At 56.6% G+C, this 12,491-nt stretch carries 12 protein-coding genes; all 12 read right to left on the reverse strand.

What is annotated here, in order from left to right:
* Positions 1–5 precede the first annotated feature (5 nt).
* Positions 6–737: a 16S rRNA (uracil(1498)-N(3))-methyltransferase gene (locus tag G482_RS0111990; protein WP_028450225.1), complete on the reverse strand. Its 732-nt coding sequence runs from the start codon at positions 735–737 to the stop codon at positions 6–8.
* Positions 738–742: 5 nt separating this feature from the next.
* On the reverse strand, positions 743–928 hold the full coding sequence (locus tag G482_RS0111995) for a hypothetical protein (RefSeq protein WP_028450226.1): 186 nt from the start codon (positions 926–928) through the stop codon (positions 743–745).
* Between the two features lies 1 nt (position 929).
* Entirely contained in the window at positions 930–1,844 is a 915-nt protein-coding gene (gene lpxC / locus G482_RS0112000; RefSeq protein WP_028450227.1) for a UDP-3-O-acyl-N-acetylglucosamine deacetylase, read from the reverse strand.
* A 114-nt stretch (positions 1,845–1,958) separates the two neighbouring features.
* A complete protein-coding gene (gene ftsZ / locus G482_RS0112005; protein WP_051258975.1) occupies positions 1,959–3,137 on the reverse strand; it encodes a cell division protein FtsZ in 1,179 nt (392 codons plus the stop codon).
* A 44-nt stretch (positions 3,138–3,181) separates the two neighbouring features.
* Entirely contained in the window at positions 3,182–4,414 is a 1,233-nt protein-coding gene (gene ftsA, locus G482_RS0112010) for a cell division protein FtsA (RefSeq protein ID WP_197053864.1), read from the reverse strand.
* Between the two features lie 92 nt (positions 4,415–4,506).
* The gene (locus G482_RS0112015) at positions 4,507–5,277 is read right to left on the reverse strand and encodes a cell division protein FtsQ/DivIB (RefSeq protein ID WP_028450230.1); all 771 of its coding nucleotides are present in this window, start codon (positions 5,275–5,277) and stop codon (positions 4,507–4,509) included.
* A gap of 91 nt (positions 5,278–5,368) precedes the next feature.
* Positions 5,369–6,280, reverse strand: a complete 912-nt coding sequence (locus G482_RS0112020) for a D-alanine--D-alanine ligase (RefSeq protein ID WP_028450231.1) — start codon at positions 6,278–6,280, stop codon at positions 5,369–5,371.
* The gene (murC, locus tag G482_RS0112025; RefSeq protein WP_028450232.1) at positions 6,277–7,671 is read right to left on the reverse strand and encodes a UDP-N-acetylmuramate--L-alanine ligase; all 1,395 of its coding nucleotides are present in this window, start codon (positions 7,669–7,671) and stop codon (positions 6,277–6,279) included. The genes G482_RS0112020 and murC overlap by 4 nt, the downstream gene beginning before the upstream one ends.
* Before the next feature lie 65 nt (positions 7,672–7,736).
* A complete protein-coding gene (murG, locus tag G482_RS0112030; RefSeq protein ID WP_028450233.1) occupies positions 7,737–8,804 on the reverse strand; it encodes an undecaprenyldiphospho-muramoylpentapeptide beta-N-acetylglucosaminyltransferase in 1,068 nt (355 codons plus the stop codon).
* Positions 8,801–9,988, reverse strand: coding sequence for a putative lipid II flippase FtsW (gene ftsW / locus G482_RS0112035; protein ID WP_084414652.1), 1,188 nt, complete (start codon positions 9,986–9,988; stop codon positions 8,801–8,803). The genes murG and ftsW overlap by 4 nt, the downstream gene beginning before the upstream one ends.
* The gene (murD, locus tag G482_RS0112040) at positions 9,988–11,397 is read right to left on the reverse strand and encodes a UDP-N-acetylmuramoyl-L-alanine--D-glutamate ligase (protein WP_028450235.1); all 1,410 of its coding nucleotides are present in this window, start codon (positions 11,395–11,397) and stop codon (positions 9,988–9,990) included. Before murD ends, ftsW begins: the two co-directional genes overlap by 1 nt.
* Positions 11,398–11,404: 7 nt before the next feature.
* Positions 11,405–12,490, reverse strand: coding sequence for a phospho-N-acetylmuramoyl-pentapeptide-transferase (mraY, locus tag G482_RS0112045; RefSeq protein ID WP_028450236.1), 1,086 nt, complete (start codon positions 12,488–12,490; stop codon positions 11,405–11,407).
* Position 12,491 lies beyond the last annotated feature (1 nt).

Consider the following 12,491-nt stretch of genomic DNA (forward strand, 5'->3'; position numbering starts at 1 on the left):
TGCAGCTAGGCAAAATCACCATAGCGCAATTGCAGCAAGCCAGCGATCACCGGTGCCACGGTTTCGGTGCGGAAGATGCGCGGGCCCAAAATCAGCGGGGTATACCCTGCAGCAATAGCTGATTCGTCCTCTTCAGGCGAATACCCCCCTTCTGGCCCCACTAGCACGGTGGCACTGGCCACGGCAGCGGGCAGCTGGGAATGATGGACCGCGCCGGTTGGGCACATCAGCAAATTTAATTCGCTTTGCAGCCCAGCCTGCAGATATTGCGCCAGCGTGATGATGGGGCGAATTTCCATTAGGCGGGTGCGGCCACATTGCTCGGCCGCGCTAGCCGCCACGCCTTGCCAGTGCGCGATGCGTTTTTCCGCCCGCTCGCCGCTGTAGCGCTGCTGGCAATATTGCGAAATCACTGGCTGGAACACGGTAACGCCGAGCTCAGCAGCCTTTTGCACGGTGTAATCCATGCGCTCGGCCGCCGAAATCGCCTGCACAAGGGTTAGGCGCAAGGGCGATTCGCGATTCACTTCGGCGAATGTTTGCACCTGCACGCTCACGGTTTTCTTGCCCATCGCGGTGATCTGCGCCTGATACTCACCGCCCTCACCGTTGAATAGGGTAACCATTTCGCCGGGCTGCATCCGCACCACTTGCACATGCCGCGCCACCGCTTCCGTCAGATCAAATTGCGTCCCCAAAGCTAAGGGCTGGGCGACAAAGAAACGGGGTAAGGCCATGGTGATTAACTCAAAGACAGGCGTTCAATGAATAAGCCAATGCCGGCCAGCACGGTCAGGCTTAGCAGAAGATACAACACGACGCGGATCAGGCGCAGCCAGTGCGGCTGCCGATCGCGGCTGTAGCGTACGCCGGCATAAGTGATTACCACCAAGGCAATCACCAACAGCAGGCGTAAAACGGCAAACATGTCAGATACTCAGCGGCGGCAAATCGTGGAAAGAAGAAGGCACTTCATCATCATCGCTAAAGCTGACCAGCTCATAGTTGCGCTCATCCGCCAGCAGCGCGCGCAGCAGCTTATTATTCATGGCGTGACCGGACTTATAACCGGAAAACGCTGCGATCAGCGGGTAGCCCACGATATACAGATCGCCAATGGCATCCAGAATTTTATGCCGGACGAACTCGTCTTCAAAGCGCAAACCGCCATCATTCAGCACACGAAATTCATCAATCACCACCGCATTATCCATATTGCCACCGCGGGCCAAACCATTGGCACGCAGGTATTCCACTTCATGGATAAAACCAAAAGTGCGGGCGCGGGCAATTTCGCTCACATAATTGGTATTGGCAAAATCAATGCTGATGGTTTGGGCCGACTTTTTGAAAGCCGGGTGCTGAAAGTCGATGGTCAGTTCCACTTTGTAGCCATTATGCGGCTCGAATTTCACCCATTTGTCGCCATCGTGCACCTCCACGGGCTGGAGCACACGAATAAACTGCTTGGGTTTATTCAATTCACGCACGCCGGCGCTTTGCAGCAAATAAATAAACGGCGCAGCAGAACCATCCATGATCGGCATTTCCGGCGCATCAACATCGACCAGCACGTTGTCGATGCCAAGGCCAGCAAACGCCGACATCAGATGCTCGATGGTGCCGACACGCACGCCGTCTTGGACGAGCGTGGAGGAGAGACGCGTGTCGTTCACCAATTCAGGCCCCACTTTGAAAGGCTTTGACTCGGGCAAATCAGAGCGCTGGAACACAATCCCATGATCGGCCGGGGCGGGGCGCAAGGTCAGGGTCACCTTTTCGCCGGAATGCAGCCCCACGCCAGTCGCGCGGATCGTGCTTTTCAAAGTGCGTTGCAAAAACATGGGCATTCTGCCTTTTGATCATCAGTTACCGGCACAATTTTAGCAGCCTCGGGCAGAAAGCTGGATGAATCGTACCAATGATCCTGATAGTCGCCGTTTATTTACGGCCGCGCCTCAGTCTGCCTGACGACGCAAAAAGGCTGGAATATCCATATCAATATTCGACATAGCCGGACGGGCTGCCGGCGCATCGCTGGCGGCGCTGCGACGGTTGTTACGCCAGATAGCCGGAGTATCGTAGGCATCATCGTAACCGGCATTGTCGGTACCGGTTTTCAGAGCCTGACTGCTGACGACTGACAGCTGTGGCTTATTCATATCTTTGCTGCCGCCACCCAGGCCAGTAGCGACCAGAGTCACGCGGATTTCGTCTTCAGCCAGCGTTGGATCGTAAACCACACCGTGTTTAACCAAGGCGCCATCGGCCACATGCGACTCGATGATTTCCAGCGCTTGGCGAGTTTCTGATTTTTTCAGCTTGCCGGGAGCGGTTGAGAAATTCACCAGCACGCCACGCGCGCCTTTGAAGCTGATATTGTCCAGCAGCGGGCAGCGGATGGCTTCTTCAGTGGCACGAATCGCGCGATCTGGACCGGTGGCGTGAGCAGAACCCATCATGGCCATGCCCATTTCACGCATCACGGTTTTCACGTCGGCAAAGTCAACGTTAATCAGACCTGGATAGTTGATGATCTCAACGATAGAACCCACGGCATTGCGCAATACATTATCCGCCGCGCGGAATGCTTCATCGATCGTGACGTCATCACCCAGTACTTCTTCCAGTTTCTGGTTTGAAACCACGATCAGTGAATCTACATAGCGTGACAGCTCATCGATCCCGGTTTGTGCCACTTTCTGGCGACCACCTTCGTCCAGACCTGGCTTTGTTACCACGCCAACGGTCAAAATGCCTTTTTCACGGGCCACTTGCGCAATCACTGGTGCCGCACCAGTACCTGTACCACCACCCATACCGGCGGTAATAAACAGCAGATCGGCGCCTGCGATTAATTCGGAAATATGCTCACGATCTTCTTCAGCCGCCTGACGACCGATTTCTGGATTACAACCGGCGCCAAAACCTTTGGTTAATTGCACACCGAGTTGAACCACATTATCCGCTTTGGATAATTTCAATACCTGAGCATCGGTATTACTAGAAATGAACTCAACACCTTGTAATTGGTGTTCGATCATATTGTTGATTGCGTTGCAACCTGCACCGCCCACGCCAATCACTTTGATATTAACGTGATGGGATACTTCTGGAACTTCAATGGTTAATGCCATGCTGTCTCTCCTGTTAACCCGATTTTACCGCTTACCCGAAAATTTCAAAAGTTATTTTGAAACCAGGACTTCATCCGACCCAAAATGTCTCCAATTGAGCCTTTATCACCCCTTTGCCCAGGGATTTTCTGCATTTGTTGCCGCGCAACCAGCAACAAACCCACCGCTGTGGAATAGCGCGGATTTTTAACCACTTCCGCCAAACCACCCACATAACGGGGTAAACCTAATCGAACTGGCATATGGAAAATCTCTTCTGCCAATTCACACATACCCGGCATTAATGCCGCACCACCGGTAATCACAATCCCACTGGAAAGACGATCTTCCAGCCCTACCCGGCGTAATTCGGCCTGCACAAAGCTATACAGCTCTTCCACCCGTGGCTCGATCACTTCGGCCAAGGTATGGCGGCTCATTTGCCGTGCACCACGCTCACCGACGCCTGGCACTTCGATCATGGTTTGTGGATCGGTCATATGGCGCAGAGCCACGCCGTATTGAATCTTGATGTTTTCGGCCTCGCCAGTCGGCGTACGCAGCGCCATGGCGATGTCATTGGTAATTTGATCGCCAGCAATAGGAATCACCGCGGTATGGCGAATGGCGCCATTAATAAATACCGCCATATCGGTGGTGCCGCCGCCAATATCAACCAGACACACACCCAAATCTCGCTCGTCATCGGTCAACACGGCATGGGCGCTGGCCAGTGGTTGCAATACCACTTCGGCGATTTCCAGCCCGCACCGGCGCACGCACTTGGTGATGTTTTGCACGGCAGATACCGCACCAGACACAATATGCACTCGCACTTCCAGCCGCACGCCAGACATGCCCAGCGGCTCTTTTACGTCTTCTTGGCCATCGATTACATATTCTTGCGACAGAATATGCAGCACTTGGTGATCAGCCGGGATATTTACCGCGCTAGCAGTTTCAATGACCCGGTCGATATCCTGCTGGGTCACTTCTTTATCCTTAATGGCCACCATGCCGTGCGAATTCATGCTCTTGATGTGGCTACCCGCAATGCCGGTATACACCTCGCTGATTTTGCAATCCGCCATTAATTCAGCTTCGCCCAATGCGGCCTGAATGGCATTCACGGTTTTTTCAATATCAACGACTACACCGCGTTTCAGGCCTTTGGACGATGCTGAACCCATGCCCACTACATTCAGTGCGCCATCCTCAGTCACGTCGGCCACTACAGCCACGACTTTCGAGGTGCCGATATCCAGCCCTACGATGAGATTTTTAGCGTCCCTAGTCACTGACAGCCTCTTTTACCAATCTTAATAATTAACTTTAAAAAACCGCGACAACCCAATCTTTCTATTTGCTTTTACCAAACCAAAAGCATAAATCATGCCGAAGCTTTAAGTGCTTTTGGTTTTGCAGCAACGGGTGGTTTTGCCACAGTACTTTTCTCTACCGGAACAAATTGCGGCAGTTTCACCGCAAAGCCATTCGGATAGCGTAAATCCACATAATCAAATGGCTGCTGCAACAGGGCCAATGAATTGGGATACGCTTTCACAAAACGCTCTACCCGTTCAATTGGCTCTTCGCGGCCTACTTCGACCATTAACTGTTTATCCAACTCAAAGCGCCAAGCGCGGCGCTCGGATAACCACAATTGGGTCGGTTTACGATTCAGCGGTGCCAATACTTCCGTCAGCCGCTGCAAACCTTCCACCATCACCCGCTCAGTGCCCTCCGGGCCTTCCAGAATGGGCAGACTTTCATTACTTGCGGCATCAAAGCGCTCGCCATGCTGATTCAGCAGGGCCGAATTACCCCAGCGCGCAATTGCACGATGCTCTTCGATATTGACTTCCAGCTTGTCAGGCCAGCGGCGGCGCACTTCAACCCGCCGCACCCACGGCAGCTTTTCAAAATCCTGCCGGGTTTTGAGCAAATCCAGGGTAAAAAACGTGCCTTTCAATTCGTTTTTAATCACGTATTGCAATTGCTCGCGGGTGGTGTGCGCCAAATCACCATCAACTTTAATTTGCCGAATCGGAAATAAAGGCGAATGCACCGCCAAAAACAGCAGCGAGTAAAACAATAACAACAAGGCGAGCGCCGTTAATAAATTGGCCACCCACATCATCAATTGCGGTTTATTCCACATCCGTCACCTCCGGCGCACGCGCCCGCGGGCCGCAGCACATCGTGCCGCCAGCATAGCGCTGCCAAACGAGGTTACGGTGCTGGTTCATGGCTTAACGCGACTCCAGCGTGGTGGCCAACACCCGCAATACCAAGGCCTCATAGCTCATCCCCGCTTCCCGAGCACACATCGGGAACAGGCTATGACTGGTCATGCCCGGTGCGGTATTTGGCTCCAACAGGAAGATCGCGCCCGCTTCATCTTGCAGAAAATCAATTCGCGCCCAGCCATCTGCGCCCAGCACGTGATAGGCTTGCTCGGCCAGATGGCGGGCAGTTTGCTCCTGCTCCCCCACCAAACCCGGGCAGGTGTAAACGGTATCGTCGCGATAGTATTTCGCGTCGTAGTCGTAAAACTCGGTCGCAGGCTGAATTTTGACGGTCGCCAAGGCCTTTCCATCCAGCACCGCGCAAGAAAACTCCCCGCCCAGCACCGCCTTTTCGGCCAAAACCAGCGGATCGTATTGCGCCGCCGCCTGATAAGCGGCCGCCACATCAGCCACGCTCTTGCACTTGGTCACACCCACGCTAGAGCCGCCATTGGCGGGCTTCACAAACAAAGGCAGGCCCAAGCGCGCCACCACGGCAGCAAAATCGCTATCCGCGGCCAGCAGCTCATACGCCGGTACAGGCAAACCCGCGGCTTGCCACATCAGCTTGGTGCGCCATTTGTCCATCCCGATCGCAGAGGCCATCACGCCACAACCGGTGTAGGGAATCCCCATGAACTCCAGTGCGCCCTGAATCGTGCCATCTTCGCCCTGGCCACCATGCAAAATCAGAAAAGCGCGTGCAAAGCCCTCGTCTTTCAGTGCCGACAGCGGTTTTTCTGCCGGATCAAACGCATGCGCATCCACCCCTTGCGCCTGCAGCGCGGCCAAGACTCCCTGCCCGCTCATCAACGACACTTCACGCTCGCTGGAGCTACCGCCCATCACGACGGCTACTTTGCCAAATTCTTTCATGCCTTCTGCTCGCTCAACAGTTTTGGGGTGTTGCCGATCGAGCCGGCCCCCATCGTCACAATCACGTCCCCATCGCGGGCAGCGGCAAGGATTGCCGCCGGCATCTCGGCAATGTTTTCCACGAATACCGGTTCAATCTTGCCGGCTACACGCACCGCCCGCGCCAGCGAACGGCCATCGGCGGCCACAATCGGAGTTTCCCCAGCGGCATACACTTCAGCCAGCAACAAGCCGTCAACGGTGTTGAGCACTTTCACAAAGTCTTCAAAACAATCGCGCGTGCGGGTGTAACGGTGGGGCTGGAAAGCCAGCAGCAAACGGCGGCCGGGAAACGCGCCGCGGGCCGCAGCCAAGGTCGCCGCCATTTCCACTGGGTGATGGCCATAATCGTCCACCAAGGTAAAGCTGCCGCCACTGGCTAGGGCGATTTCGCCATAGCGCTGGAAGCGCCGACCCACGCCCTGGAATTTCTCCAGCGCAGCCACAATCGCCGCTTCATCGGCGCCAACTTCAATCCCGATGGCAATCGCGGCCAGTGCATTCAGCACATTGTGCATGCCCGGCATATTCAGCGTGACGGCCAGACGGCGGGTTTCGCCGTTTTGCCAAACCGCATCAAATTTCATCTGCCCATGCGCGGCGACGATATTTTCGGCGCGCAACATGGCATCGGCCGAAGTGCCATAGGTGGTAATCGGGCTGGTGACTTTCGGCAGAATCGAGCGCACATGCGGATCATCAATACACAAAATCGCGCGACCATAAAACGGCAGGTGATGCAGAAAATCGATAAACGCCTGCTTCAGTTTTTCGAAATCATGGCCATAGGTATCCATATGGTCGGCATCGATATTGGTCACCACCGAAATCACCGGGGTTAGCAGCAGGAAAGACGCATCGCTTTCGTCCGCTTCGGCCACCAGAAAATCGCCATGGCCCAAACGGGCATTCGAGCCCGCAGCGTGCAGTTTGCCGCCGATGACAAAGGTCGGATCTAAGCCGGCCGCTTCCAGCACACTGGCACTCAGGCTGGTGGTGGTGGTTTTACCGTGGGTGCCGGCAATCGCAATACCCTGCTTCAGGCGCATCAGCTCGGCCAACATCATGGCGCGCGGCACTACGGGAATCTGCCGCGCACGCGCTTCAACCACTTCCGGGTTGTCGTCTTTCACCGCGCTGGAAATCACCACCACATCGGCATGGGCGACAAACTCAGCCGCATGCCCTTGATGCACTTCAGCGCCGGCCGCCGCCAGGCGTTGGGTGGTCGCGTTGCTACCGAGGTCAGAGCCGCTGACCTCAAAGCCCAGATTGAGCAAAACCTCGGCAATCCCACTCATACCGACGCCGCCAATCCCGACAAAATGAATTCGTTTAACTTTATGTTTCATCTTTTCTTAGGGTATACGCCCGAAAGGCAAGAATTATATACCTTTCAAGGCACTACCCCATACTCCTATCCGGCTAATTCCTCAATGGCGGCCACGACTTTGGCCGTCGCATCCGGCTGGGCCAGCGCCCGTGCCCGCTCAGCCATTTGCTGGCAGGCACCGCGATCCAGTCGACTAAACCAATCCGCCAATTTAGCGGCGTTCAATTCCTGTTGCGGCAACAAAATGCCGGCATCTTGCGCACTCAAATAGCGGGCGTTACCCGTCTGGTGGTCATCCACCGCATGCGGAAATGGCACCAAAATCGCCGCGGCGCCCACACTCGCGAGCTCAGACACCGTCAGCGCCCCCGCGCGGCACAACACCAGATCAGCCTCGGCATAGGCATGCGCCATATCGGCGATAAAGGCCACGCACTCCGCCGTCACCCCGGCGGCAGCATAATTGGCCCGCAGCGCATCAATATGCTTTTCGCCGGCCTGGTGAATCACGTGCGGGCGCTGCTCCGGCGCCAAAAGCGCCAGCGCCTTGGGCACTTCTTCGTTAAATACCTGCGCACCCAGACTGCCGCCGACCACCAAGACCTTCAGCGGCCCAGTTCGCCCAACAAAACGCGCAGCAGGCAAGGCCACTTGCTGTAGTTCGGGCCGAATCGGGTTGCCAATGCAACCCTCGCGACCAGGAAACGCGCTCGGGAAAGCAAACAGCACCCGATTCGCAATTTTGGCCAGCACCTTGTTGGTGAGCCCGGCCACCGAGTTTTGTTCGTGAATCACCAGCGGCAACCAGCACAGCCGCATTGCCACGCCACCCGGAAAACCCGTAAATCCGCCAAACCCAACCGCTACATCGGGGCGACGGCGGAAAATGAGATCCAGCGCGCTATAAATCGCTTTCAGCTGCACCCACGGCTGCACCAGCTTTTTCAGCCAGCCCTTGCCGCGCACCCCGGTGATTTGCAACGTCACCAAATCAATTCCGTGCTGTGGCACCACCCGCGTTTCCATCGCGCCGGCCGCACCCAGCCAAACCACATCCCAGCCTTTGTCACGCAGCGCATTGGCGACAGCCAGCGCGGGGAAAATATGCCCACCGGTACCACCGGCCATCACGAGCAAGGTTCGCTTACTCATACGCGATACCCCCTGATTTGCTGCCGGTTTTCATAATCGATCCGCATCACCAGCCCCAAGGCCAGCAGATTGGCCACAATGCCAGAGCCACCAAACGACAACAGCGGCAAGGTTAGACCCTTGGTCGGCATCAGGCCCATATTCACGCCCATATTGATAAACGACTGAAAACCAATCCAGATCCCAACACCCTGCGCCACCAGCGCATGCCAATGCCGCTCAAGCTTGGTGGCCTGCACGCCAATCGCAAAGGTGCGGAACACCAGAAAGGCAAACAGACAAATCACCACCGCCACGCCCATGAGGCCAAATTCTTCCGCAATAATCGCCATCAAAAAGTCGGTGTGCGCTTCCGGCAAGTAAGAGAGTTTTTCCACACTGCCGCCCAGACCCACGCCATGCCATTCGCCGCGCCCAAACGCGATCAGTGAGTGGCTCAGCTGATAGCCCTTGCCATACGGGTCTTGCCACGGATCTAGAAAACCCAGCACCCGCGCGCGCCGATACGGGCTAGAGGCAATCAGCCCGACAAAGGCCACACCCAGAAAGACAATCAGCCCCAGAAACAGCCGCCAGTTAAAACCGCCAAGAAACAAGGCGCCCATCGCAATCGCGGTGATCACGGTAAACGCGCCAAAATCCGGCTCCAGCAGCAGCAAGCCCCCGACCACGGCCATCACCAAGGCCATGGGCAGCAACACTTTGCTAATACTCTCGCCCAGCTTGGCTTCCATGCTATTGGCTTTGCGCACGGTGTAATCGGCGGCATATAGCACGGCAAAAAACTTCATCAGCTCGGATGGCTGCAGATTGATCAGACCCAGACTCAGCCAGCGCCGGCTACCGTTAACCTCACGGCCAATGCCCGGAATCAGCACCAACACCAACAAAATCGTGCCCACAATGAACAGCGATGGCGCCCATTGCCGCCATTTTTCGGTCGGGATATTAAACGCCACCAGCGCCGCACAACTGCCAACAAACAGGAAAATCGCGTGCCGCACGAGGAAATAATGCGAGCGAAAACCGGTGTCTTTATCCACCTCGGCCATCGCAATCGAGGCCGAATACACCATCACCAGGCCAATCGACAGCAGCAGCAATACCGTCCAGAACAGCGCCTGATCGTAGCTGCTCATGGTGGGTTTCATGCGGCGCATGGCCTGATAGAAAATCTGGCGCATTAGTGCTGCTCCAGCCCTTTCACGGCGGCGATAAACACCTCGGCGCGGTGATGGTAGTTGCGGAACATATCCAGACTGGCGCACGCAGGCGACAGCAGCACCACATCGCCGGCTTCGGCGATATTGCTGGCCATCATCACCGCCATTTCCAGTGAGGGCAGCTGCAGCACGGGCAGGAAATTATCCTCATCGTCGGGCAGGAAGGCCGAACGGGCTTCGTTCAGGGTTTCGGCAATTTGCGGGCCATCACGGCCAATCAGCAACACGGCGCGGCAGATCCGCTCGCACGCAGGCACTAGCGGGCGGAAATCCTGCCCTTTGCCATCGCCACCGGCAATCAGCACCACCGGCTGGGTCATACCTTTGAGTGCGGCCTCGGTGGCGCCCACATTGGTGCCTTTCGAGTCGTCGTAATACTTCACGCCAGCCACTTCGGCCACAAATTCCACTCGGTGGGGCAGGCCTTTAAAGGCTTTCAGCGCGGCCACCAGCGGGCCGGTGGCCATACCGGCTGCACGGCACAGGGCAATGGCCGCCAAGGCATTCACGGCATTGTGCAAACCGGCCACCGGCAATTCGCTGGCGCGCAGCAATTCAAACTCGCCACAGCGCAGACTAAAGTCACCGGCGATTTCCACCAGACCATATTCGCTGTCATTTCGGGGGGTATCGGCCCCAAGCCAAATCACATCGCGGCTTTGACGTGCCATACCCCGGCAATAGCCATCTTCGCGATTCAGCACTTGCACGCCTAGACCTTCAAAAATACGCGCCTTGGTGGCGGCGTATTCTTTCATGCCGGCATAGCGATCCAGGTGGTCTTCCGACACATTCAGCACTGTGGCCGCAGCTGGGCGCAGCGAATAGGTGGTTTCCAGCTGAAAGCTCGATAGCTCCAGCACCCAGGCATCGGGCCATTCGCCACGAGCTTCCCATTCGGCCAGTGCTGACAGCACCGGTACGCCAATATTGCCGGCCATCACCGTGCGCAGGCCGCTGGCCTCGCACATTTGCGCCACCATGGTGGTAACGGTGGATTTACCGTTCGAGCCGGTAATGGCAATCACTTTGCCTGGCTGGCCTTGCAAAGCCAGCGCCAGCAATTCGACATCGCCCAGTACCGGAATCCCACGCGCCAGCGCGGCCGCCACTTCAGGCGTGGCCAGTGGTACGCCCGGGCTGGTAATCAGCACATCGGCGTCGGCAAATGTATCGGCATGAAAAGCGCCCAAGCGCACTGCCACCTCTGGCAAGGCGGTGCGCAAATGTTCCAGATTAGGTGGCGTGGCGCGTGAATCGGCGACCGTCACCCGGGCGCCTTTACTGGCGAGCCAACGCGCGGTCGCCAGGCCGGTATCGCCCAGCCCCACCACGATGCAATGTTGATTGTGCAATTGATCGAGCGTCATCTTTGCCTCAGCGCAGTTTCAGCGTGGCCAGACCGACCAACACCAGCAGCATGGTGATAATCCAGAAGCGCACCACCACCTGGGTTTCCTTCCAGCCTTTGAGTTCGTAGTGATGGTGTAGCGGCGCCATGCGGAAGACCCGTTTCCCCGTCATCTTGAAGCTGGCGACCTGAATCATCACCGACAGTGCCTCCACCACAAACACGCCGCCCATAATCAGCAGCACGATTTCTTGGCGTACGATCACTGCCACAGTACCCAAGCCGGCGCCCAGCGCCAGCGCGCCCACATCGCCCATAAACACTTCGGCCGGATAGGCGTTGAACCACAAAAAGCCCAAGCCCGCACCGACCATGGCCGCGCAGAACACGATCAATTCGCCTGCGCCCACCACATGCGGCACGCCCAGATAGGTGGCAAATTTGGCATTACCGGCCACATAGGCAAAGATGCAGAATGCCCCAGCCACCAGCACGGTTGGCATAATCGCCAAGCCATCCAGGCCATCGGTCAGGTTCACTGCATTACTGGTACCGACGATCACGAAATACGTCAGCACGCAAAAGCCCAGCGCGCCAAATGGATAGATGATTTCTTTGTAAAACGGGATGATAAAGCCGGTGTTGGATGCATCCGGGCCTACGTTCACCAGAAACAGCGCCGCACCAATGGCAATCGCCGATTGGCCAATCATCTTGGCCTTGGCCGACAGGCCTTTCGGGTTTTTCAGTGCGACTTTCTTGTAATCATCCACAAAGCCAATCACCCCGGTACTCAGGGTGACAATCAGCACCAACCACACATACGGGTTTTTCAGATCGGCCCACAGCAAGGTGGTCAGCCCGATCGAGAGCAGAATCAGCGTGCCGCCCATGGTCGGGGTGCCGGCCTTTACCAAGTGGGTTTGCGGGCCATCATCGCGCACGGCCTGCCCCACTTTCAGCTCGGTGAGCTTGCGGATCACATACGGCCCCAGCACCCAGGAGATGCCCAGCGCCGTGATAGTGGCCAGCACAGCGCGCAGCGTGAGGTAGTTGAATACATTAAAGGCCCGGATCGATTCGCCCAGCCATTGCGTGAGAATAAGCAACATG

Origin of the sequence: Chitinibacter tainanensis DSM 15459, assembly GCF_000429785.1 — a bacterium.
GTDB lineage: Bacteria > Pseudomonadota > Gammaproteobacteria > Burkholderiales > Chitinibacteraceae > Chitinibacter > Chitinibacter tainanensis.

Excerpts from the sequence above, each read along its gene's own strand:
- lpxC (WP_028450227.1), bottom strand. The coding sequence starts at position 1,844 with ATGTTTTTGCAACGCACTTTGAAAAGCACGATCCGCGCGACTGGCGTG.
- ftsZ (WP_051258975.1), bottom strand. The coding sequence starts at position 3,137 with ATGGCATTAACCATTGAAGTTCCAGAAGTATCCCATCACGTTAATATC.
- G482_RS0111990 (WP_028450225.1), bottom strand. The coding sequence starts at position 737 with ATGGCCTTACCCCGTTTCTTTGTCGCCCAGCCCTTAGCTTTGGGGACG.
- G482_RS0112020 (WP_028450231.1), bottom strand. The coding sequence starts at position 6,280 with ATGAAAGAATTTGGCAAAGTAGCCGTCGTGATGGGCGGTAGCTCCAGC.
- G482_RS0111995 (WP_028450226.1), bottom strand. The coding sequence starts at position 928 with ATGTTTGCCGTTTTACGCCTGCTGTTGGTGATTGCCTTGGTGGTAATC.
- murD (WP_028450235.1), bottom strand. The coding sequence starts at position 11,397 with ATGACGCTCGATCAATTGCACAATCAACATTGCATCGTGGTGGGGCTG.
- G482_RS0112015 (WP_028450230.1), bottom strand. The coding sequence starts at position 5,277 with ATGTGGAATAAACCGCAATTGATGATGTGGGTGGCCAATTTATTAACG.
- murC (WP_028450232.1), bottom strand. The coding sequence starts at position 7,671 with ATGAAACATAAAGTTAAACGAATTCATTTTGTCGGGATTGGCGGCGTC.
- ftsW (WP_084414652.1), bottom strand. The coding sequence starts at position 9,988 with ATGCGCCAGATTTTCTATCAGGCCATGCGCCGCATGAAACCCACCATG.
- murG (WP_028450233.1), bottom strand. The coding sequence starts at position 8,804 with ATGAGTAAGCGAACCTTGCTCGTGATGGCCGGTGGTACCGGTGGGCAT.
- mraY (WP_028450236.1), bottom strand. The coding sequence starts at position 12,490 with ATGTTGCTTATTCTCACGCAATGGCTGGGCGAATCGATCCGGGCCTTT.